Source organism: Streptomyces sp. NPDC001728 (assembly GCF_040297565.1).
Taxonomy (GTDB): Bacteria; Actinomycetota; Actinomycetes; order Streptomycetales; family Streptomycetaceae; genus Streptomyces.
Genome location: NZ_JBEOZK010000004.1, coordinates 158,749 through 180,572, shown reverse-complemented (window position 1 = coordinate 180,572; position 21,824 = coordinate 158,749). Strand labels below are relative to the sequence as shown.

The 21,824-nt window shown below is 72.6% G+C and carries 20 protein-coding genes and 1 pseudogene; 8 read left to right on the top strand and 13 right to left on the bottom strand.

Translation table 11 applies throughout. The features are described from left to right. Nucleotides 1–46: 46 nt before the first annotated feature. The 4 genes from ehuC to ABT154_RS08685 all read left to right on the top strand — a co-directional run bounded on the left by ehuC (nucleotide 47) and on the right by ABT154_RS08685 (nucleotide 4,287). Nucleotides 47–757: an ectoine/hydroxyectoine ABC transporter permease subunit EhuC gene (gene ehuC / locus ABT154_RS08700; protein ID WP_502969474.1), complete on the top strand. Its 711-nt coding sequence runs from the start codon at nucleotides 47–49 to the stop codon at nucleotides 755–757. Further along, on the top strand, nucleotides 757–1,392 hold the full coding sequence (gene ehuD, locus ABT154_RS08695; RefSeq protein ID WP_351855084.1) for an ectoine/hydroxyectoine ABC transporter permease subunit EhuD: 636 nt from the start codon (nucleotides 757–759) through the stop codon (nucleotides 1,390–1,392). Before ehuC ends, ehuD begins: the two co-directional genes overlap by 1 nt. Continuing rightward, complete coding sequence (ehuA, locus tag ABT154_RS08690; protein WP_502969469.1) at nucleotides 1,382–2,260, top strand: ectoine/hydroxyectoine ABC transporter ATP-binding protein EhuA; 879 nt, start codon at nucleotides 1,382–1,384, stop codon at nucleotides 2,258–2,260. Before ehuD ends, ehuA begins: the two co-directional genes overlap by 11 nt. Before the next feature lie 503 nt (nucleotides 2,261–2,763). Beyond that, nucleotides 2,764–4,287: a SulP family inorganic anion transporter gene (locus ABT154_RS08685; RefSeq protein WP_351854648.1), complete on the top strand. Its 1,524-nt coding sequence runs from the start codon at nucleotides 2,764–2,766 to the stop codon at nucleotides 4,285–4,287. A gap of 118 nt (nucleotides 4,288–4,405) precedes the next feature. Here the strand turns inward: ABT154_RS08685 and ABT154_RS08680 are convergent, their stop codons facing one another. Further along, nucleotides 4,406–5,428 (bottom strand): metallophosphoesterase family protein, encoded by a 1,023-nt coding sequence (locus ABT154_RS08680; RefSeq protein WP_351854645.1) that lies wholly within the window; start codon nucleotides 5,426–5,428, stop codon nucleotides 4,406–4,408. Between the two features lie 725 nt (nucleotides 5,429–6,153). Between ABT154_RS08680 and ABT154_RS08675 the strand changes: the two genes are divergently transcribed. The 4 genes and pseudogenes from ABT154_RS08675 to ABT154_RS08660 form a co-directional block, all read left to right on the top strand. Continuing rightward, the gene (locus tag ABT154_RS08675; RefSeq protein ID WP_351854642.1) at nucleotides 6,154–6,432 is read left to right on the top strand and encodes a polyprenyl synthetase; all 279 of its coding nucleotides are present in this window, start codon (nucleotides 6,154–6,156) and stop codon (nucleotides 6,430–6,432) included. Then, nucleotides 6,422–7,477: a polyprenyl synthetase family protein gene (locus ABT154_RS08670; protein WP_351854639.1), complete on the top strand. Its 1,056-nt coding sequence runs from the start codon at nucleotides 6,422–6,424 to the stop codon at nucleotides 7,475–7,477. Before ABT154_RS08675 ends, ABT154_RS08670 begins: the two co-directional genes overlap by 11 nt. A gap of 104 nt (nucleotides 7,478–7,581) precedes the next feature. Beyond that, on the top strand, nucleotides 7,582–8,745 hold the full coding sequence (locus tag ABT154_RS08665) for an oxygenase MpaB family protein (protein ID WP_351854636.1): 1,164 nt from the start codon (nucleotides 7,582–7,584) through the stop codon (nucleotides 8,743–8,745). A gap of 112 nt (nucleotides 8,746–8,857) precedes the next feature. Continuing rightward, nucleotides 8,858–9,250, top strand: a pseudogene (locus tag ABT154_RS08660) (DUF2071 domain-containing protein); the annotation flags it as partial. A 24-nt stretch (nucleotides 9,251–9,274) separates the two neighbouring features. Here the strand turns inward: ABT154_RS08660 and ABT154_RS08655 are convergent. The 12 genes from ABT154_RS08655 to ABT154_RS08600 form a co-directional block, all read right to left on the bottom strand. Further along, complete coding sequence (locus tag ABT154_RS08655; protein ID WP_351854633.1) at nucleotides 9,275–10,147, bottom strand: amidohydrolase family protein; 873 nt, start codon at nucleotides 10,145–10,147, stop codon at nucleotides 9,275–9,277. Beyond that, nucleotides 10,144–10,455: an L-rhamnose mutarotase gene (locus tag ABT154_RS08650; RefSeq protein WP_351854630.1), complete on the bottom strand. Its 312-nt coding sequence runs from the start codon at nucleotides 10,453–10,455 to the stop codon at nucleotides 10,144–10,146. The genes ABT154_RS08655 and ABT154_RS08650 overlap by 4 nt, the downstream gene beginning before the upstream one ends. After that, nucleotides 10,452–11,267, bottom strand: a complete 816-nt coding sequence (locus ABT154_RS08645; protein WP_351854627.1) for a LutC/YkgG family protein — start codon at nucleotides 11,265–11,267, stop codon at nucleotides 10,452–10,454. The genes ABT154_RS08650 and ABT154_RS08645 overlap by 4 nt, the downstream gene beginning before the upstream one ends. Next, nucleotides 11,264–12,745, bottom strand: a complete 1,482-nt coding sequence (locus ABT154_RS08640; RefSeq protein ID WP_351854624.1) for a LutB/LldF family L-lactate oxidation iron-sulfur protein — start codon at nucleotides 12,743–12,745, stop codon at nucleotides 11,264–11,266. The genes ABT154_RS08645 and ABT154_RS08640 overlap by 4 nt, the downstream gene beginning before the upstream one ends. A gap of 37 nt (nucleotides 12,746–12,782) precedes the next feature. After that, nucleotides 12,783–13,520 (bottom strand): (Fe-S)-binding protein, encoded by a 738-nt coding sequence (locus tag ABT154_RS08635; protein WP_351854621.1) that lies wholly within the window; start codon nucleotides 13,518–13,520, stop codon nucleotides 12,783–12,785. Beyond that, entirely contained in the window at nucleotides 13,517–14,563 is a 1,047-nt protein-coding gene (locus ABT154_RS08630; RefSeq protein WP_351854619.1) for an aldo/keto reductase, read from the bottom strand. The genes ABT154_RS08635 and ABT154_RS08630 overlap by 4 nt, the downstream gene beginning before the upstream one ends. Then, nucleotides 14,560–15,324, bottom strand: coding sequence for an SDR family NAD(P)-dependent oxidoreductase (locus ABT154_RS08625; protein ID WP_351854616.1), 765 nt, complete (start codon nucleotides 15,322–15,324; stop codon nucleotides 14,560–14,562). The genes ABT154_RS08630 and ABT154_RS08625 overlap by 4 nt, the downstream gene beginning before the upstream one ends. Beyond that, nucleotides 15,321–16,745 (bottom strand): enolase C-terminal domain-like protein, encoded by a 1,425-nt coding sequence (locus tag ABT154_RS08620; protein WP_351855080.1) that lies wholly within the window; start codon nucleotides 16,743–16,745, stop codon nucleotides 15,321–15,323. The genes ABT154_RS08625 and ABT154_RS08620 overlap by 4 nt, the downstream gene beginning before the upstream one ends. A 284-nt stretch (nucleotides 16,746–17,029) precedes the next feature. Continuing rightward, the gene (locus ABT154_RS08615) at nucleotides 17,030–17,701 is read right to left on the bottom strand and encodes a FadR/GntR family transcriptional regulator (RefSeq protein ID WP_351854614.1); all 672 of its coding nucleotides are present in this window, start codon (nucleotides 17,699–17,701) and stop codon (nucleotides 17,030–17,032) included. Nucleotides 17,702–17,754: 53 nt separating this feature from the next. After that, nucleotides 17,755–18,675 (bottom strand): sugar phosphate isomerase/epimerase family protein, encoded by a 921-nt coding sequence (locus ABT154_RS08610; protein WP_351854611.1) that lies wholly within the window; start codon nucleotides 18,673–18,675, stop codon nucleotides 17,755–17,757. Nucleotides 18,676–18,781: 106 nt separating this feature from the next. Beyond that, nucleotides 18,782–20,239, bottom strand: coding sequence for a polysaccharide lyase 6 family protein (locus ABT154_RS08605; RefSeq protein ID WP_351854608.1), 1,458 nt, complete (start codon nucleotides 20,237–20,239; stop codon nucleotides 18,782–18,784). 146 nt (nucleotides 20,240–20,385) lie between these two features. Beyond that, nucleotides 20,386–21,780, bottom strand: a complete 1,395-nt coding sequence (locus ABT154_RS08600) for an alpha-L-fucosidase (protein ID WP_351854606.1) — start codon at nucleotides 21,778–21,780, stop codon at nucleotides 20,386–20,388. Nucleotides 21,781–21,824 lie beyond the last annotated feature (44 nt).

Below are 21,824 nucleotides of genomic sequence, written 5' to 3'. Positions count from 1 at the left end.
GTCGGCCGGATCCCTTCCGCTCCCCGAGCAGGTGGCCGGGACTCCGCTGCCTCCTGCGCAGGCGGCCGGCACCACCGAGGCCGCTCCCGGGTTCCTCACCGAACTGGGGAGCGCCCTGCCCCGGCTCGGAGAGGGCCTGCTCGTCACGGTGGAGGCGACGGTCCTGGGGGCGGCGCTCGCCCTCGTCCTGTCGTACGCGCTGGGGCTCGCGACCGGTTCCTCGCACGGGATCGTACGCGGCGGGGCGCGGGTGGTCGTCGAGTTCTTCCGGGGCACCTCGCTGTACGTGCAGCTGTTCTGGCTGTTCTTCGCGCTGCCCATGCTCGGCTTCCGGCTGGAGCCGCTCGCGTGCGGTGTCCTCGCGCTCGGACTCAACTTCGGGGCGTACGGGGCCGAGGTGGTGCGGGGCGCGGTCGCTGCGGTGCCGGCCTCGCAGAGCGAGGCGGCCGTCGCGCTCGGCATGCGGCCGGGGCTGCGGCTGAGGCGGGTGGTGCTGCCGCAGGCACAGGCGCTGATGATCGCACCGTTCAAGAACCTGCTGGTCCAGCTGCTGAAGGCGACCCCCTTGCTGTCGCTCGTCACCGTGCCCGATCTGACCTTCGAGATCGACCAGTTGCGGTCCGCGACCGGTGACACGGCCGCCGCCTATCTGCTGCTCCTCGCGCTCTACGGTGCCGTGGCCGCCGTACTGAGTCTGCTGATGAACGCCCTGGAGCGGTCCGCGAAGGCCCGCCTCGGGCAGGGAGGTGGTGCGTGATGTGGGACGGTGACGCGGCCCTGACCGCGCTGCCCGTCGTGCTCAAGGGCTTCGGGGTGACCCTGGCCGCGACCGTCCTCGGCTTCGTCGTCGCGGCCGTCCTCGGCCTGGTCCTGGCCGTCGTGGGGCGGGCGGCGCCCCGGTGGGTGGCGGCGCCGGTCGGCGGTGCGGCGGCGTTCGTCCGCTCGACGCCGCTGCTCGTGCAGCTGTTCGCGGCGTGGGTGCTGATCCCCGCCCTCGACCCGCTGGCGCTCGGCGTGCTCGTCCTGGGCGTGCACTACGCCACGTACCTCTCCGAGGTGTACCGCACGGGCATCGACGCCGTACCGAAGGGGCAGTGGGAGGCGTGCACGGCGCTCTCGCTGCCGCGTCACCGGACGTGGCGGGCGGTGGTGCTGCCGCAGGCGGTGCGGAACGTCCTGCCGCCGCTCGGGAACTACGCCGTCTCCCTCTTCAAGGAGACGCCGCTGCTGTCGGTGATCACCGTGCACGAGATGGTCCACGAGGCGAACGCCTTCGGCAGCACGCACTTCGCCTATCTGGAGAGCTTCACCCTGGCCGCCGCGGTGTTCCTGCTCGCGAGCTGGCCCACGTCCCTGCTCGTACGACGACTGGAGGCACGCCTTGCCCACTGAGCGGCTCTCGAAGACCCCGGGGCCACGACCGGACCCGCCCGCCGTGGCCGTGGACGGGAACCCGGACGCGGTCCCGGACGCGGTCCCGGACGCGGTCCCGGACGCGGTCCGCTTCGAACGGGTCACCAAGCGGTTCGGGGACAACACCGTGCTCGACGGCCTCGACCTGTCCGTGGGGCGCGGCGAACGCGTGACGCTGATCGGGCCGAGCGGTTCGGGCAAGACGACCATCCTGCGGCTGCTCATGACACTGGAGCGGGTCACCGAGGGCGTCATCCTCGTCGACGGGCTCCCCTACTCCCACACGCCCTCGGGTTCCGACGGCGGCAAGCTGGTGCCGGCGAGCGAGCGAGAGCTCGCGACGCGGCGGCGCCGGGTCGGCATGGTCTTCCAGCAGTTCAACCTCTTCCCCCACATGAACGTGCTGGAGAACGTCGTCGAGGCGCCCGTCCACGTGCTCGGCGAGAGCCGGGAGGCGGCGGAGGCGCACGCCCGCGACCTGCTCGGGCTGGTCGGCCTCGACGACAAGATCGACGCCAGGCCCACCCGGCTCTCCGGCGGGCAGCAGCAGCGGGTGGCCATCGCCCGCGCGCTCGCGATGCGGCCCGAGATCCTGCTGCTCGACGAGGTGACGTCCGCGCTCGACCCGGAGCTGGTGGCCGAGGTCCTGGACGTGCTGCGGGACATCGCGCGCGACACCGAGATCACACTGCTCTGCGTCACCCACGAGATGGGCTTCGCCCGTGACGTGTCGGACCGCATCCTGATGTTCGACCAGGGCCGGATCATCGAGTCGGGAGCGGCGGCCCAGCTGCTCGACGCCCCGGAACACGAACGAACGAGGTCGTTCCTGCGCTCGGTGAGGTGAGAGCCCGTAAGGGGTGACGGTCGTCCGGGTCCGGGTCCGGCTCGTACGGGGTGCCGGATCGTACGAGGGGGTGGCTCACACGGGGTGGCGGCTCGTACGAGGGGCGGGCCCGTACGACGTGGCGGCTCGTACGAGGTGACGGCCCGTACGAGGTGACGGCTCGCGCGGGTGACGGCGAGCGGCCGGCGGGAATCCCGGTCGCCCCGGGCCGGGCGTACGCGCTCCCCAGGTAGAGTCGGCGGGCGGCGAGGCCGGTGGACCGGCTGCGCGCCGTTGCTGTGGCCGGGCCGACGACGCTCCTGGCGAAGATCCCGATCCCGCTGGAGAGAAGCGTGCGCGACCCCGTGTCCTCCGGCGTCTCCGTCTGCCCGCCATGAGGGCCTGCCCCCGGCCGTGAGCCCGGACCGCGCGCATCCCGTACGGCTCCTCGTCCCCCGCGTTCCTTCCCGCACCCCCCGGCCTGCCGTACGGGGGTGTGCCCGAGCACGACAGGTCCCCTCTCCTTGCCCTCCCCCGCTTCCCGCCCGGCCGTCGCGCCGCGCACCACCTCGCGCCTGCGGCGTCTCGGGCCCGACTGGCTGTCCGATCCGAAGGTCTGGCGTACCGAGGTGCTGGCCGGTCTGGTCGTCGCCCTCGCGCTGATTCCCGAGGCGATCTCGTTCTCGATCATCGCCGGTGTCGACCCTGCGCTCGGTCTCTTCGCCTCCTTCACCATGGCGGTGACGATCTCCGTCGTCGGTGGCCGGCGGGCGATGATCTCCGCCGCGACCGGCGCCGTCGCCCTCGTCATCGCGCCGCTGAACCGTGAGCACGGGCTCGGGTACCTGATCGCCGCCGTCATCCTCGCGGGCGTCTTCCAGGTCGTGCTGGGGCTGCTCGGGGTCGCGAAGCTGGTGCGGTTCGTGCCCCGCTCGGTGATGGTCGGGTTCGTGAACTCGCTCGCGATCCTGGTCTTCATGACCCAGCTCCACGAGCTGACGGACGTGCCGTGGGCCGTCTATCCGCTGCTCGCCGCCGGCCTGGCGCTGATGGTGTTCCTTCCGAAGATCACCACGCTGGTGCCCGCGCCGCTCGTCTCCATCGTGGCCCTCACCGCGCTCACCGTCGCCGCCGGGATCGCGGTCCCGACCGTGGGCGACAAGGGGGCCCTGCCGACCTCCCTGCCGGTGCCCGGTCTGCCGGACGTCCCCTTCACCATGGACACGCTGACGACGATCGCGCCGTACGCCTTCGCGATGGCGCTGGTCGGGCTGATGGAGTCGCTGATGACCGCCAAGCTGGTGGACGACATCACCGACACGCCGTCCGACAAGAAGCGCGAGTCCGTCGGCCAGGGCATCGCCAACATCGTCACCGGCTTCTTCGGCGGCATCGGCGGCTGCGCCGTGATCGGTCAGACGATGATCAACGTGAAGGTCTCCGGCGCCCGCACGAGGCTCTCGACCTTCCTCGCCGGCGCGTTCCTGATGGTGCTGTGCATCGCCTTCGGCCCGGTCGTCTCCGACATCCCGATGGCCGTCCTGGTCGCCGTCATGATCATGGTGTCGATCGCGACGTTCGACTGGCACTCGATCGCCCCGAAGACGCTCCGCCGGATGCCCACCGGTGAGATCGTCGTCATGGCCGTCACCGTCGTGGCCGTGCTCGCCACCCACAACCTCGCCGTCGGTGTCGTCCTCGGCTCCCTGACCGCCGTGGTGATCTTCGCCCGGCGCGTCGCCCACCAGGCCGAGCTGACCGCCGTCCCCGATCCCACCGGCACGACCGTGGTCTACCGGATCAGCGGCGAGCTGTTCTTCGCCTCGGCGGGCGAGCTGGTCGGCCGTTTCGACTACGCCACCGACGCCGACAGGATCGTCATCGACCTGTCCGGCGCGCACGTCTGGGACGCCTCGTCCGTCGCCGCCCTCGACATCGTCGAGAGCAAGTACGCGCAGCGCGGGAAGGCCGTCGAGATCGTCGGCCTCAACGACCCCAGCGCCCGGCTCCACGGCAGGCTGAGCGGCGAACTCGCTGTCGGCCACTGACCGTCGCCCCGCGCGTCGAAGGTGAACGGCTGCGGGCGTGACCGGTGGCCGGGTCTCGCGCCGCCCCTCGCGGGGTGGCGGTCGACGGCCCGGCCGGTCGCCGGTCACGCCCGGTGGGTCAGATCCTCGTCGACAGCGGGACCGTGATCTGCTTCAGCCAGCTGCCGGCCGCGAAGTCGCGCGCCTTCACGACCACCCGGTCGTGGAAGACCTCGACCTGGAGGCCCTGGTTGAACGTGCCCGCCACGGCGACCTCGCCGCCCTTGCCGTCGTCCGTGTAGCCGGTCTGCACGGCGCCCGTGTTGATCACGGAGAAGCCGTCCAGGTTCGCCGTGCCGGGGACGACCCGGCGGACGTACCAGTCCGACAGGGCGAGGTCCCAGTGGGTGTGCCCGCAGAAGAGGAACACGTCACGGTGGCGGCCGAGGATGCCCAGGAGCCGGTCCGCCTGGAGGTAGTCCCGGGAGTACAGGCGGTTGTGGCTGCCGGAGACGGTGTTGGGGAGCGGGTGGTGCGTGACGACCATGACGGGCCTGCGCCGCCGCGCCCAGTAGGCGAGGCGCTGTTCGAGCCAGGTGAGCTGGGCCTCGCTGAGCCATACCTCGTCCCAGAGCTTCGGGTCGTGGTAGTGCATGTACTTCTCGGTGCCGATGCTGAGCACCGGGATGCCGCCGAAGACGTGCTCCGCGTTCACCGAGTTGCGTCCGGCGAAGTGGTAGAAGCTGCGGAACAGCGAGTCCTCGGTGGTGCCGTTGGGCCAGGCGTCCTGCGCGAGCGTCGACGGGTCGCGCCACTTGGGGACGTAGAACTCGTGGTTGCCGATCGCCCAGGCGACCGTCTTCGCGTGCTTGTGGCGGGCGAGTTCGGTCGCGACCGCCGCGTACTCGGCGTCGTAGCCGCGCGGCGTGATGTCGCCCGCGACGGCGAGGCCGGAACTCGTGGGGTTGGTCCGGTTCATGTCCTCCAGGGCCACCCCGAAGTCACCGAGGTCGCCCTGGATGTCGCTGACGACGTTGAACGTGGCGAAGGGCCGTCGCCCGGGTTCCGCGTGCGTGGGGAGCGCCGCACCCGCCGGTATCTGGGAGGCGGCGACGGCGCCCACCGCCCCGGTCGCGACGGTGAGCAGAGACCTGCGATCCACTGAGAGTTCCTTTCGGGCCGGCGGCGCCGCCGACGAGCACACGTCCCGGCGCTCCCCCACGCCCGGACCCTGCGCACTCGCGTCCCGGGGCCCCGCACTTCGATCTGGACCCGTTATGAATACGCAACGTGTCCGACCCGTTCCCCGCCCGGGGGATGTCTGCCGTGTGAACGTGTCCCGACGGTAGGGGGCATGGCGTCCCGGGGGTACGGAGGAGAGCGGGTCCGCCGTCGGAAGCGGGTGAAGCCCGAGGACGGGGCTGCTTCGTGCGGGCCGCCGGCCAGGAAGGTCGAGCGCGCAATCGGTGACGTCCAGGCCGATCGTGAGCAGGGTTCCCCACTGCTCGTGCGGCGGCTTGGCCGCGTCGGGCCGTATGCAGACGACGGCGGGCCCGTCGCTCCCGCACAGCGCGCCCGCCCGCTCGGCCTGGCTGAGACGGGGCATCGCGGCGCGCACCTCGCGCAGGTGGGCGAGCCGCTCCCCCGTCAATGAGTACGTCTCCGCACTCATGGGGCGAATGCACCAGACATCCCACGCGGGGTGGCCGGCGGGGCAGGGGTGGGCGCGTGCCCCTCGCGTCGGCGGGGCCGTCCCGCCCGTCAGCGGTCGAACGGGGTGATCACTCGTTCGTGATTTTCCGCGTGGTGGGGGCCCGCGCGCCGCCACACTGCCCACGGCGGCGCGTGACCTGCGCCGTTCCGACGCACTGTGGGTGGGGAGACGGAATGACTCGGGATGCGGGGCGCCGCGAGGGGCCCGGCGAGCAGACGGTGCTGCTCGTGGCGGGACTGGCGGACGTGGCGGTGAGCACCCTCGGTTCGGCCCTGGGGCTGGTACGGGGTCTGGCGCGCCGCTCGGACACGGCGGAGCTGGTGGCGGACGCCGAGCAGGACCTGATGGCGCGCGGCCGGCTCGTACGGGACCGCTACGCGGCCGTCCCTCCGGCCCACTTGGAGGTCCTCGCCCGGCACGTGCTGGCCACCCGGGTGCGCGATGGCGACTGAGCGGTGGGAGCCGGCCGCGTTCAAGGCGCGGGTCGACGAGGTGCTGCACCGGTTCGTCGCCGACGAGGCCGACCTGCTCGCGGCGGTCGATCCGGCGCTGGGGCCGGTGGCCGATCAGGCCGAGGCGGCGGTCGCGGTCGGCAAGCGGCTGCGGGCGGCGTTCTGCTACTGGGGCTGGCGCGCCGCACGGCAGCCCGACAGCGAGGCCCTGTTGCGGGCGGCGGCCTCCATGGAGCTGGTGCACGCGGCGGCGGTCGTGCACGACGACCTCATCGACGACAGCCCGTTACGGCACGGGCGGCCCACGGCTCACATGGCCCTCGGCGCCGCCGTGGGCCACCATCCCCGGGCGCCCGAGGCGGCCCGGTCGCTCGCGATGCTCGTCGGCGACCTGCTGATGTCGCTGGCCGGGCAGCTGTTCGCGACCAGCGGTCTGCCGACCGCCTACCTCGGCCGGGCGCGCCCCCTGTGGGCGGCGCTGGCCCGCGAGCTGATCGCCGGTGAGTGCCTGGAGATCCTGCACACTGGTGCCGTCCCGGACACGGCGGCCTCGCTGAAGGTCATCCGCTACAAGACCGCCAAGTACACCGTCGAACAGCCGCTGCTGATCGGCGGCGTCCTGGCCGGGGCGGGCGGGCGGCTGCGCGAGGGATTCAGCGCGTACGGGCTTCCGCTGGGCGAGGCCTTCCAGCTGAGGGACGATCTGCTGGGTCTGTTCGGTGACCCGCGCCACACCGGGAAGGCCAACGCCGACGACGTACGCGGTCATCGGCCGACGGCCCTCCTCGCCGAGACCTGGCGCGTCGCGGGAGACGGGGAGCGCGCGCGGTTGCGTGCCCTGCTGGGCCGGCCCGATCTGGACGAGGACGGTCTGGAGGCCGTACGGGAGGTGATGCGCCGCCTCGGGACGCCCGACCGGGTCGAGGACATGATCACCGCCCGGGTCGAGGAGGCGCTCGGCGCCCTCCACGAGCTGGACGTGCCCGCGCCGGCCGCCTCGGCGCTGACCGGGCTGGCCCATTCGGCGGCGGTCCGCCTGTCCTGACCACCTCGCGGCGACGGCTGGTGACGCCCGCCGCCACGGCTCTTCCTCCTTCACACGCGCCCCAGCCCCTCCGTACCCCTCGCCCCCGTTCAAGGAGTCCTGTCATGTCCCCCATCGAGGCGTCGATGAACGCCCTGCGGCAGAGCGGCGACGAGCTCGCCGACGCCACCGTCGCCGAGCTCTTCGAGCGCGGCGAGTCGGGCACCTTCAACACCCTGATGCGCTTCGTCTCCACCGCCGGCGCTCCGCTGCCGGACGGGCTGCCCGAGGTCGCGAAGGAGTATCTGCGGGCCACCGAGGCGCCACCGTCCTGGGTGGACTGGGACGAGATGGAGAAGGCGCGGCTGTTCTTCATCGACAACAACGTGCACATCTCGACCGCCCTGTCCTTCGCGTCGATGCCCGCCTGCTACCTCGTCCCGCACGTGGCGAAGCTGCTGTCGACGACGCACGGACTGAACTACCCGTCCAACAGGATGGCGGCGACCGGCCAGTTCACCGTCCAGCTGATGCAGCCCGACGCCTTCGAGGCGGGCAGCCGTTTCATCCCCGCCGCGCAGAAGGTCCGTCTGCTCCACGCCTCCATCCGTCACCACCTGGTCCGCGAGAACCGCTGGGACGTGGAAGCGGCGGGGGTGCCGATCTGCCAGGAGGACATGATCGGCGGGCAGATGTTCTTCTCGATGCTCGTACTGGACAGCCTGCACCGGCTCGGCATCCACATGTCCGAGGAGGGGGCGGCCTCCTACTACTACGCGTGGCGGGTCGTCGGGGCCATGCTCGGCGTCGACCAGGAGGCCGTGCCGAAGACCCTCGACGAGGCACGGGACTTCCTCGACCGCTACATGGTGCGGCACATGGGGCCGTCCCCGGAGGGCGCACATCTGACCCGGCAGCTGATCGACCTCTACGAGGACATCGTGCCCGGCACCCTGTTCGACCCGGTGGTCGCCGCCCTGATCCGCTACCTCGTCGGGGACACCTGCGCCGACTGGCTGGAGGTCGCCAGCACGCCCTGGGACACCGTCGTGAAGGCGGTGCCGCACCTCCTGGGCGTCCTGGAGACCATCGAGGACCGTTCCCCGCTGGGCGGCTGGGCCCTGGACCGGCTCGGCCATCTCACCACCCTCTTCGAACTGTCCTCGCTCACGCGCGGGCGGGTCATGCACTACGCCGTCCCCGAGAACCTCAGGGAGGAGTACGGCGTCGCGGGCGCGGCGCCCCGCACCCGGCGCTGGACCCCACCGGCGGCGACGGTCTCCCCCTGACCTCTCACCGGCAGCCGGGTGACACCCATGTCGACGATCCTGGATACTGCCGCGATGCCGCAGACTCCGCAGGGCCGTGCGGCACGAGCCCGTGTCGGCCGAGCCGCCGCACGGCCCGACCGTGACGTACGCGAGCCGACGGCGCTGGCCCGGCCCCCGGGGCGCGCACAGCGCGATCAGCGTGGCCGTCGGCGAGCGGGTCGAGGAGCCCACGGAGCTGGAGCACTTCCTGACCGCCCGCTGGGGCCTGCACAGCGGGTACCTGGGCCGGCCGCTCTACCTTCCGAACACCCACCCCCGCTGGCCGCTGCACCGCGCCCGTCTCCTCGACGGCGACGAGTCGCTGCTCGCCTCGGCCGGCCTGGAGGAAGCGCTCGGGGAGCCGGTCAGCGTCCTGTACTCCCCGGGCGTCCCGGTCCGCATCAGCCGCCCGCAACGGGAGCCGCGGGTGTTCGCGCCGCACCAGCGGACCGGGGACGGTGGCGGTGGTCTTCGAGGGCGGTGACGCGGGACCCCCGCGCGGCGCTCCCTACGTCTCCAGCCCGCACGTCTCCAGTCCGTACGTCTCCACGGCCGTGCCCCCGAACACCGCCCGGCGTTCCGTGCGGCTCAGCGCATCGGTGAGTTCCCCGGCGGTCGCGAGCGTCCGGCCGTAGGACGCCGCCAGGGTGCACACCGGCCAGTCCGAGCCGAACATGAGCCGGTGCGGGCCGAAGGCGTCCAGGAGGGTGTCGGTGTACGGGCGCAGGTCCGGCACCGTCCACGTACGCGGGTCGGCCTCGGTGAGCAGGCCCGACAGTTTGCACACGGTGTTCGGCCGGGCGGCGAAGGCGCGCAGCCGGGCCGCCCAGGGTTCCAGCCCGCCGCTCGCGATCGGCGGCTTCGCCGCGTGGTCGAGCACGAAGGTCAGTCCGGGCAGCTCCGACGCCGCCGCGGTCGCGGCCGGCAGCTGGTGCGGGAGGATCACGAGGTCGTACGCGAGACCGGTGGCGGCCACCGCCCGCAGGCCGCGCCGGACGTCGGGGCGCAGAAGCCACTCGGGGTCGGGTTCCGACTGCACCTGGTGGCGGATGCCCACCAGGTGCCGGCCTCCGGGCCGTTCCCGTAGCGCGGCCAGGGTGTCGGCGACGCCGGGTGCTGTGAGGTCCGTCCAGCCCACCACCCCGGCGACGAGGTCGCTGTCACGGGCCACGAGCAGCATCTCCGGGGTCTCGTCGGCCACGGTCACCGTCTGGACGAGCACGGTGGCCGTCACCCCCGAGGCGGTGGCCTCCGCCCTCAGGTGGCTCTCCGTGAAGGTGCGGCGCAGCGGGGCGAGCGCGGGGCCGGTGATCCAGTCCTGGTCGCGTACGGAGAGGTCCCAGAGGTGGTGGTGGGCGTCGACGAGCAGGGGGTCGTTCACAGCTGCCACACCACCGGCAGCCCGGCCCCCGCGCCGTCCTCGGAGTAGTCGTGCACGACGTCGAGCAGTTCGGCCATGCGCGTCTGCCAGGCGATGTTGACGGGCAGCTTCTCCAGTTCGGCGAGGAGCCGGGCGTAGTCCTCGCAGTCGATCAGGTGGAAGAGGTCCGTGCCGCTGCGCCAGATCGTCCAGGAGGTGCAGCCGGCCGCACGGATCGCCGCGGTCAGCTCGGCGGGTACGTCGCGGTGCGCCTCCTCGTAGGCGGCGACGCGGTCCTCCCGTACACGGGTGTGCAGGGCGATCCTCATGGGCGGGCTCCAGGGGTGACGGGGGTGTCGGGCGCCTCGGGAGTCTGGGGCACCTCAGGCGTCTCGGGGGTTTCCGAAGTCTCCGCGGTCTCAGGCCGCTCAGGGGTATCGGAGGTGACCAGGACGATGTCGAGGATCCGGGGCCCGTGTACGCCTTCGACGCGGCGCAGCTCGATGTCGCTGGTGGCCGAGGGGCCGGAGACGAGGGTCAGGGGCCGTCGGGGGTCCAGGCGCGCGAGGGCTTCCGGCACGTCGGGGACGATCTGCTCCGGGTGGACCACGCAGAGGTGGTGGTCGGGGACCAGGGTCAGCGCCCTGCGGCCCTGCCCGGGGCCGGCGTCCAGGACGACGGTGCCGGTCTCCGCGATGGCGACGGCCACCGTGGTCACCGTGCCGTCGACGGCGTCGAGCTGTCGCACGGTCAGGGGCGGGGCGTCCCGGACGAGATCCGCGTCGGTACGGGTCAGGAACTCCGGCGGGAAGCCGTCGGGGACGACGACACGCCGTACGCCCCGGCGTTCGAGGAGGGCGGCCACGGTCCGCGCCACCTCCTCCGGCGCGCAGCGCACGACGGTGGCCCGGTAGTCGGCGACGCGTTCGCCGAACAGGGTGACGATGTCGTCCGGCGGCGTGGTCCGGAGGTACGCGCGCGGGACGTGGACGTCCGCGGGTGTCTCGTCGGCGGGGACGTCGACGAGGGCGGCCCGGACACGTCCGAGTACTGCCGCGCGGCCGGTGTCCGTCCGGTCGTGGCGGTCGTCCTCGGCGGGGCCGGTCCCGGGGCGGGGTCGGTCCGTCCGTTCGTCGGTCATCGGCGCTCCCTGTTCTCTCGCCACCAGGTGCGGAAGGTCTCTCGTGCGGGCGGCGGGGTGTCCCTCGTCGCCGACCAGCGGCGCAGGGGACCGGGCAGGCGCCGGATGCGTCCGCCGCGGGCCGTCAGCCGCCCGCCGGCGGCGGCGGCGCGCTGGGCGATGCCGAGGAGCGTGGGCGAGTCGAGGACCGCCGACGCGGCGGCCATGGCCAGGGCCTCCGGTGTGGGCAGGGCGCGGCGGTTCCGATCCGACTCGACGACCCGGGCCCGCAGGTGGACGAGCACCTCCGGGATGTCGATCTTCACCGGGCAGGCGTCGTAGCAGGCGCCGCACAGGGTGGAGGCGAACGGCAGGGACGGGGCCTTGTCGACGCCCACGAGCTGCGGGGTGAGCACCGCGCCGATGGGCCCGGGGTACACGGAGCCGTAGGCGTGCCCGCCGGTGCGCTCGTACACGGGGCAGACGTTGAGGCAGGCCGAGCAGCGGATGCAGGCGAGGGTCTGCCGGCCGACGGTGTCCTTGAGGACGTCGGTGCGGCCGTTGTCGAGGAGGACGAGATGGAAGTCCTGGGGGCCGTCGCCCGGGGTCACGCCCGTCCACAGCGAGGTGTACGGGTTCATCCGCTCGCCCGTCGAACTGCGGGGCAGCAGTTGCAGGAAGACCTCCAGGTCGGCGAAGCGCGGGACGACCTTCTCGATGCCCATGACCGTGATGAGGGTCCTGGGCAGGGTCAGGCACATGCGGCCGTTGCCCTCGGACTCGACGACGGCGACCGTGCCGGTGTCGGCGGCGGCGAAGTTCGCCCCGGAGATCGCGACTTCGGCCGTGAGGAACTTCTCCCGCAGATGGAGCCTGGCCGCCTCGGCGAGCGCCTTGGGGTCGTCGTCGAGGTCCTGCGGCGCGGCTCTGCCCCAGTCCCCCATGCGCGCGGCGAAGACGTCCCTGATCTCGGCGCGGTTGCGGTGGATCGCGGGGACGAGGATGTGCGACGGCCGGTCCTCGCCGAGCTGCACGATGAGTTCGGCGAGATCGGTCTCGTACGCCGTGATGCCGGCGGCGCCGAGCGCCTCGTTGAGACCGATCTCCTGGGTGGCCATCGACTTGACCTTGACGACCTCGCGGGCGCCGGTGGCGGTCACCAGGCGGGCGACGATGCGGTTGGCCTCGGCGGCGTCGCTCGCCCAGTGGACGGTGCCGCCCGCCTCGGTGACGCTGCGCTCCAGTTGTTCGAGGTAGTGGTCGAGATGGCGTGCGGTACGGCGTTTGATCGCGGCGCCGGCCTCGCGCAGCTCCTCCCAGTGCGGTACTTCGCCGGTCGCGTCGAGCCGCTTCGCGCGGATGGTCGTCGTGGCGTGCCGGAGGTTGTGGCGCAGCTGAGTGTCCGCGAGGGCGGTGCGGGCCGCCTCCGGGAAGGCGGGGGTGCCGAGCCAGACCCGCCCGTCGTTCGCGTCCAGGCCGCCGCCGCTTCCCCGGCTCACCGCGCTCCCCTGTCTCGTTTCGCCGTGCTCTTCCGGTTCACGGCGCTCCCTCGGTCGTGGCCAGGATCTCCGCCAGGTGCATGACGCGTACCCCGCTGTTCAGCCGGTCGAGGCCGCCGCCGATGTGCATCAGGCACGAGTTGTCGGCGGCGCACAGCACTTCGGCCCCGGTGCCCAGGACCCGGCTCATCTTGTCGGCGAGCATGGTGGTGGAGGTGTCGGCGTTCTTGAGGGCGAAGGTTCCGCCGAAGCCGCAGCAGGAGTCGGCCCCGGGCAGTTCGACCAGCTCGATGCCCTTGACCGCGCGCAGCAGACGCAGCGGTCGGTCCTCCAGTCGCACTCCGCGCAGGGAATGGCAGGTGGGGTGGTAGGTGACGCGGTGCGGGAACGCGGCGCCCACGTCGGTCACGCCGAGCACGTCGACGAGGAACTCCGTCAGTTCGTGGACCGCGGGGACGACGGCGGCCACCGCGTCGCGCAGGGCCGCGCCGCCGAGCTGCGCGGCGAGCACGGGGTGGTTGTGCCGGATCATCGCCGCGCAGGAGGCGGAGGGCGTCACGATCGCGTCGTAGCCGACGAAGACGCGGGCGAAGCGCTCCACCAGGGGGAGGGATTCGGGGCGGTAGCCCGTGTTGAAGTGCATCTGCGCGCAGCAGGTCTGTTCCTGGGGGAACTCGACGGTGTGGCCGAGCCGTTCGAGGAGGGTCACCACCGCTCTTCCGGTGCCGGGGAACAGGGTGTCGTTGACACAGGTCACGAAGAGCGCGATCCTCATCGGCGCCTCACCCCCGACCCCGGGACGGGGGCTTCGGAGGGCAGGTGGCCCTCGCCGCGCAGCTCGTCCCAGAGCGCCGCGGGGATGTCCAGGGCCAGCAGGTCGGCGGCGTCGGTGACCTCCGCGTCGCTGCGGAGCCCGAGGAGGACGCCCGCCACGACGGGGTGGCCGAGCGGGAACCGGGCCGCCACCGCCCTCAGGGGCACGCCGTGGCGGTCGCAGATCTCCCGCATCCGGACGGCTCGCCGCAGCGTGTCGGCCGGGGCCGTGGCGTAGTCGTACGTCGCACCCGGGCGGGGGTCCGCGAGCAGGCCCGAGTTGAAGACCCCGCCGGCGACGATCGACACGCCACGGCGGCGGGCCGCCGGGAGGAGTCCGGCCAGGCCGCTCTGGTCGAGCAGGGTGTAGCGCCCGGCGAGCAGGACGACGTCGATGTCCGTCTCGGTGACGAACCGGGTGGGCACCGCGGTCTGGTTCATGCCGACGCCGACGGCCCGTACGGTCCCCTCGGACCGCAGACGTTCCAGGGCGGGGCAGGCCTCGCGGAGAGCCTGCTCGGCGTGGTCGTCGGGGTCGTGCAGGTAGACGGTGTCGACGCGGTCGAGTCCGAGCCGTTCGAGGCTCTCCTCGAGACCGCGGCGGACGCCGTCCGCGCTGAAGTCCCACACCCTGCGGTATGCGGCGGGCACCGCGAAGCCGTGGGCGAGGTCGTCGCCGGTCGCGTCGGGGGCGGGTACGAGGAGGCGGCCGACCTTCGTCGAGACGGTGTACGAGTCCCGGGGCCGGTCCTTGAGGAAGGCGCCGAGGCGGCGCTCGGACAGGCCGAGGCCGTAGTGGGGTGCCGTGTCGAACGAGCGGACGCCCCGGTCCCAGGCGGCCTCCAGGGCGCGGGTCGCGTCCTCGTCGGTGACCGGCCGGTAGAGGTTGCCCAGGCCGGCCGCTCCGAAGGCCAGCCGGGTCGTCCAGGCGGTGGACCGGCCCAGGGGGACGCGAACGGGCCGGGTGGGGCCGGGGGGTTCGGTGTCCTGCTCCCGGGTGCTCATGTGGTTGCCTGACGCAGCCGGAGTCCCGCCATGCCGCCGTCGACGGCGAGGGCGGTGCCCGTCACCGAGCCGGCGGCCGGGGAGGCGAGGTAGACGACGGCTGCCGCGACCTCCTCGGCGCTGACGAGGCGCCCGGTGGGCTGGCGGGCGCTGAGCGCCGCGCGCTCGGCCGCCGGGTCGTCGGCCGCGTCCAGGAGGCGGGCGACCCAGGGGGTGTCCACCGTGCCGGGGTTGACGCAGTTGACCCGGATGCCCTCCCGGACGTGGTCGGCGGCCATCGCGAGGGTCAGCGACAGCACCGCGCCCTTGCTCGCCGAGTACAGGGCCCGCTGGGGAAGGCCCGCCGTGGCCGCGATGGAGCAGACGTTGACGACGGCGGCGTGCCCGGAGCGACGCAGATGGGGCAGCGCGGCGCGGGTCGTCCGGACGACACCGAGGACGTTCACGTCGAGGACGCCGTGCCACTGGTCGTCGGGGTTGTCCTCGACGGTCCCGGCCGCGCCGATGCCCGCGTTGTTGACGAGGATGTCGATGCCGCCGAGGGTGGCGGCGGCCGATTCGACCGCCGTACGCACGGAGGTGTCGTCGGCCACGTCGGCGCGGACGGCGGTGAGCGTGCCGGGGACGGCGTCCGGGTTCAGATCGAGGACGGCGACGGCGACGCCCTGGGCGTCCAGCAGGCGGGCGACGGCGAGTCCGATGCCGGAGGCGCCGCCGGTGACGACGGCCCGGAGGCCGGCGAGCGGGGATGCGGCGGTCATGCCGTCACCTCCGCGGCGTCCACGGCCACGGCGCCCACGGCGGCGGCTCCCTCGGCCGCCGTGTCGTCCGCTCTCGCGTCGTCGGCTCCGGTGTCCTCGGCTCTCGTGCCTTCGGCCGCGGCTTCGGTCTGACGTGCGAGGTCGGCGGCCCAGAAGTCGCCGTCGGGGAAGGCGAACGTGGCGATCGACTCGGCCCGCATGTCCGCCGAGAACCCCGGTGCCAGGGGCGCCGTGTAGCAGCCCTCGCGCACGACGGCCGGGTGGGCGAAGTGCTCATGGAGGTGGTCGACGAACTCGATGACCCGGTCCTCGGTGGTCCGGCTGAGCGCCACGTAGTCGAACATCGCCAGGTGCTGGACGAGTTCGCAGAGTCCGACGCCTCCGGCGTGCGGGCAGACGGGAACGTCGAACTTCGCGGCGAGGAGCAGTATCGCGAGGTTCTCGTTCACCCCGCCGACCCGGGCCGCGTCCAGCTGGACGATGTCGACGGCGTCCGCCTGGAGGAGTTGTTTGAACACGATGCGGTTCTGTACGTGCTCCCCCGTGGCCACCTTGACGGGGGCGACGGCGGCCCGTACGCGCGCGTGCCCCAGGATGTCGTCAGGGCTGGTGGGCTCCTCGACCCAGTAGGGGTCGAACTCGGCGAGCGCCCGGGTCCAGTCGATCGCCTCGGCCACGTTCCACCGCTGGTTGGCGTCGACGGCGAGGCGTACGTCCGGGCCGACGGCCGCCCGTGCGGCACGGCAGCGGCGTACGTCGTCGGCGAGGTCCGCCCCCACCTTCAGCTTGATCTGGGTGAAGCCGGCGGCGACGGCCTCCTTGGCCAGCCGGGTCAGCTTCTCGTCCGAGTAGCCGAGCCAGCCGGGCGAGGTGGTGTACGCGGGGTACCCCTGGGCGCGCAGCGTCCGCTCGCGCTCTGCGCGGCCCTCCTTGCCGCGCCGCAGCAGGTCGAGCGCCTCCTCGGGGGTGAGCGCGTCGGTGATGTACCGGAAGTCCACCTGCGAGACGAGCCATTCGGGTTCGGCGTCGGCGAGGAGCTGCCACAGCGGCTTGTTCTGTCGCTTGGCGGCCAGGTCCCACACGGCGTTCACCACGGCGCCCACGGCCATGTGCATGACGCCCTTCTCGGGTCCGAGCCAGCGGAGCTGGCTGTCACCGATCAGCGCGCGGCTGACCAGGCCCGGGTCGGCGCAGAGCTCCTCCACGGAGCGGCCGATGATGTGCGGGCGCAGTGCTTCGATCGCGGCGACCTGGACGTCGTTGCCGCGTCCGATGGTGAAGGTGAAGCCGTGGCCCTCGGGGCCGTCGGGCTCGTCCGTGCGCAGCACGAGGTAGGCCGCGGAGTAGTCGGGGTCCGGGTTCATCGCGTCGGACCCGTCGAGTTGGCGGGAGGTCGGGAAGCGGATGTCGTAGGTGTCCATCGCGATGACCCGCGTGATGTCAGTGGACAACGGGGTTCCTTTCACACCTGGGCTGCGCGCCCGGCGTTCGGCTTCGTCTGCACGAGCTACGCGGGGCGGCCCCAACCATCAGCACAGATCGGGTGATTGGCCTGTCGAGCGAGAACGATACGGCGCTCGCGAGAGGTCAGGCAAGTAGACATCGGATGTTTCTTTCTCTCCGGGTGCCTCGACCCCGGGAACGACAAAGGGCGTTCGCCCCCCGAGGAGCGAACGCCCGGTCTCCGGCCGTGTGGCGACCGGCCTCACAGCACGCTGTCGAGCCACCTCACCACATTGGAGATGTGGATCGTCGCCCACGCCTCCGCAGTGCGCGCGTCGCGCGCGGCGAGCGCGTCCAGGATCGCCCGGTGCTCCGAGATCGTCCTGGCCACGGCCGTCTCCTCGGTGATGCCGCGCCACAGCCGGGCCCGTACGGTCGCCCCGGAGATGCTGTCGAGCAGCGAGCACAGCAACGGGATCCCGGAGGCCGCCGCGATGCGCCGGTGGAACTCCAGGTCGCTGGCGACGAGTTCGTCCAGGCTCGGTGAGTCCCCGAGCCCGTCGAGCAGTTCGCCCAGCTCCCGGATCTCGTCCTCGGGTATGCGGTCCGCCGCCAGGGCCGTCGCCGCCGGCTCCAGGATGCCCCGTACCTTCAGGGCCTGCAGCGCCTGGTCGTCCTGGTGGAAGTCCAGGACGAACGAGACCGCTTCGAGCAGCAGGGGCGGTTCCAGGCTGGAGACGTACGTGCCGTCCCCCTGCCGTACGTCCAGGATGTTCAGCAGGGAGAGCGCCTTCACCGCCTCCCGCAGGGAGTTGCGGGAGAGACCCAGCCCGGCGGCGAGGTCGGCTTCCTTGGGAAGCCGGTCCCCCGGGCGCAGCGCACCGGAGACGATCATCTCCTTGATCTTCCCGATCGCCTCGTCGGTCACTGCCAAGGCATCCTCCTGTGCGCGGCAAAATACATCGGATGTGTCTGTCGGCCGCCACCCTACTCCAGGGCGGATCGGCTCCGGCCGGAAGTGACGGCAGCGGCCCTCGTACGGACGGGGTCCGGTCCCTCCCCCGTCCGTACGGGTCCCGCTGACGCCGTGCGCCGCAGCGTCGCCGTCTCGCGTCCCAGGACGGCGGGATCGTCGTCCGGTACGAACTCCAGGAGTGCCTCCCTCGGCCGTGGCCGGCCGGCGAGCAGGCCGAAGGCCCGGGTCCAGAGCTCGTCACGGGCGTCCAGGGGCAGCCGGCGGTTGTCCGGCCACCAGGAGAAGACATGGACGGCGCTGACGCGTTCGGCCAGCGCGGAGAGTCCCGCGAGGGCCTCGTCGTCGGGGGCGTTCAGCGGCGGCTGCCAGTAGGTGGTGACGTTGTCCACCGACGCGGCACGGGGGTCGCGCGGTTCCTCCAGTTCCTCCAGGAGCCGGAGCGTGGAGGACACCGAGTCGGTCAGTGTCCTGATGTGGAATTCGAGGGCGATTTCCAGGCCGTGGTCCCGCGCGATCAGCGCCGCCGCCCGCAGGCCCTCGGTGGCGCGGGCGCGCTCGTCCTCCGTCACCTCTGCCGATCCGGCCTCCCCCGCCCAGACGCGGACGCGCGGCGCTCCGAGCGTCACCGCCGCGCGGGCGACCTCCGCGAACCCGGGCAGTTCGTCCGGGAGTCCGTGGAAGTACGAGCCGTAGGAGCAGCACGTCATGCCGTGGCGTTCGGTGGCCTCGCGGACGGCGCGGAGGGCCTCGGGGTCTCCCGGTGGCGCGTGGACGTCCGCTCCCCACTCGATCACCGCGAGACCCGCGTCCGCGGCACGACGGACGACCTCCGCGGCGGGCAGCCGCCGGAAGGTGACGGAGCAGAGGCCGAGCGGGGGCGCGGGAACGGCGGCCGGACCGCACGAGAGCTGGTGCGGTGGGTCCTCGGGCACGTGCGGGCCTTCCGGTCGAAGGGTCGGGCGGGTCGGGCGGGTCGGGCGTAGGGAAGGGGCGGCCGGTACGCGCGCGCGTACCGGCCGTCCTGCGGCGCGGGTCCGGTCAGGGTGCGTGCGGGCCCACGTCCGCCGGTGTCAGCGGCCGGTTCTTCGCGGGCGCGGTCGCGTACTCGTCGGCGCCGACGTCGCGACGGCCGCCGCGCGGGTCGCCGTCGATGTCATGGGTGACGGGTGACGGGTACAGGGTGGCCGCCCCGATCGCCCGGCTCGTACGGGAGAGGCGGTGGACGCCGTCGGGACCCGCGACGAGCCGGGGGTCGGCCCGCAGGAAGCCCCCGGCGGGGATGTTCCCGTCGCCCGCGGCCCCGAACAGGATGTTGCCCTGCCAGGTGAAGCGGACCGTGTTCGCCATCTCGACCAGGTTTCCGCTCCCGCCGACGAGCAGGTTGTCGGCGACCGTGACGTCACGGGGTTCGTGCGGGCGGTGGCTCTCGCCCGAGAGCCCGCCCGCGTTGTCGAGGAGCGTGTTGTGGGCGATGAGGATCCGGTCGGGCGCGTCGTTGCCCCGGCGGTCCGCGGCCGATTCACCGGGGACGTGGTCGCGCTCCGAACCGCTGCCGATCACCATGGCGCGCCCGGAGAGGCCGGCGAGGTAGTTGTTGACGATGACGTGGTCGTTTCCGTAGATCCGCAGTCCCTCCTCGCCACCGATCAGGTAGTTGCTGTCGACGAGGGTGCCGTTGCCGTGGCGCAGGACGATCCCGCCGAGGCTGTCGCGGATGGTGTTGTGCCGGATGACGTTGTCGGAGCTCTTCACGGAGATCGCCTCGGGATCGCCGTTCGCGCGCTCGAACAGGTTGTACTCGACGACCGCGTGCGCACTGGAGAGGGCGCGGGGGCTGACGCCGAGGCGGATCGGTTCGCCGCCGTTGGAGCCGGCGAAGGTGTGGTCGGAGAAGTGGTTGCGGTGGATGTGGACGCGCTGGGCCATGCCCTCGCTGCCGTCGCCCTCGATGCCGAGGTAGATGCCGAGCGTGCTCTTGCCGTGGAAGTGGTTGCGGTCCACGACGGTGTCGTCGGCGCGCACCATGACCCAGTGCAGGCCCTCGATGTCGGCGAGCTGGAGGTCGTTCCGGGTCAGCCTGATGTGCGAGCAGTTCGGCGGGAGGTCCAGGGTGGTGCTCTGGCGGAAGGAGAAGCCGCTCAGGGTGATGTGGCTGGAGCCGTCGAGGACGAAGCTCCGCTCCCCGCGCAGCACGACGCCGCCCCGGGAAGCGGCGACGATCGTGATCGGCGCGCCCCTGGAGCCGTGCCGGCCACGGACGGTCAGGGGCCGGTCCGCGGGGACGGTGTAGTCACCGTCCGCGACGACGATCCGGGTTGCCGGACCGGCGGCGTCGATCGCCTTCTGGAGTGCGTCGAGGGAGCGGACCTCGACGGCACGGCCCCGGTGGTGGGCGTGTGTGGCCGACGTGGCGCTCGCGTACGCGGGCCCGGCGAGCGGCAGGGCGGCCGTGGCCGCCCCCACCGCGGTGCCGGTGAGGAACGTGCGTCGTTGCATGGTGCCTCCGTGATCGGTCGGAAGGGGTTCCCGCGCGGTATCGGCGCCGGGACGGGGTGGAACTGGACGGGCGGGCCGTTCTACGACGGGTCCGCCACGTGGTGCCTTACGACGAGCCCGTCACGACGGGCCTTACGACGGGTCCGTCACGTGGTGCCTTGAGACGGGTCCGTCAGGAACAGTTCGATGACGGGTACCGGGGTGTCGGGCCGCCGTACGGGGAGCTGGAGGGTGAGGGTGCCGGCCGGCTGCCCGCCCATCTGGGTGTTCATCGCGGGGCGGTCCGGCGCCGGCGGGAGCCGCACGATCTCGGAGGCGTCGTTCAGGAGCTGGGCGTGGCGCACCCGGCCTTCGAGTCCGGGCAGGTGCAGATGGCGCAGCGGCCAGGCGAAGAGGTGGACGTAGAGGCGGTTGCCGCGCTGCGTGTACCGGCAGTCGGCGGGCGGGGTGAACGCGGAGGGGCCGCAGCCGCGTACGGACCGTTCGTGCAGGTCCGTCCAGCGCCCGATCTCCTCAAGGGCGGCGGTGTCGCGGGGGTCGAGGTCGCCGCGGCCGGTGGGGCCGACGTTCAGGAGGAGGTTGCCGCCCTTGGAGACGCCGTCGACGAGCATCCGGACGAGCAGCTCGGGGCTCTTGTGGTCGAGGTTGTCGCGGTCGTAGCCCCAGCTGCCGTTGAGCGTCTGGCAGGCCTCCCAGAGCACCGGCCGGCCGTCGGCGGTCATCGGCCCGGACGGCTGGTACTGCTCGGGGGTGACGAAGTCCCCGGGGAGGCCGGCGCGGTCGTTGACGAGGATGTGCGGCTGGAGTTCGCGGACCATGGCCAGGAGGCGGGTGGAGTCCCAGTCGTCGGGGCCCTTGCCGCCCCACCATTCGGGGCGGCCCGCGTAGGAGAAGTCGAAGAAGAGGTAGTCGATCCGCCCGTACTCCGTGAGGAGTTCGCGGACCTGTCCGTGCAGATAGCGCTGGTACTCGCGGATGTCGCGGTCGGCCGCCGCGGCCTTGAACTCCTCGTCGTCGCGCTGCGGGTGCGTGCCGTCGACGGGGAAGGAGGGGTGGTGCCAGTCGATCAGGGAGTGGTAGAAGCCGACCTTCAGCCCTTCGGCCCGGCACGCCTCGACGAACGGCCCGACCAGGTCGCGGCCGTGCGGGGTCTTCGTCACCTTGTACTCGGTGAGGGTGCTGTCCCAGAGGCAGAAGCCGTCGTGGTGCTTGGTGGTCAGCACGACGTACCGCATGCCGGCGGCCTTGGCCGCCCTGGCCCAGCGGACCGGGTCGTAGCGGTCGGGCTCGAAGTGGTCGAAGTACACCTGGTACTGCTCGTCCGTCAGCCGCTCCCGGTTCTTCACCCACTCGTGGCGGGCGGCGAGGGAGTACAGGCCCCAGTGGACGAACATGCCGAAGCGGTCGTGGGTGAACCAGGTGGTGTCCGGCGCGGCGCCCGCATCGGAGGCGGAGGTGGCGGCGGGCGCGCCGGGGGCAGCGGCTGCGCCATCGGCGGTCGAGGGAGCGGTCGACGCGTCGTCGTCGCTGGTGGTGGTCATCGGGCATCGTTCCTGTGCGGTCGGAGGCGGGCGGGGCGCAGACG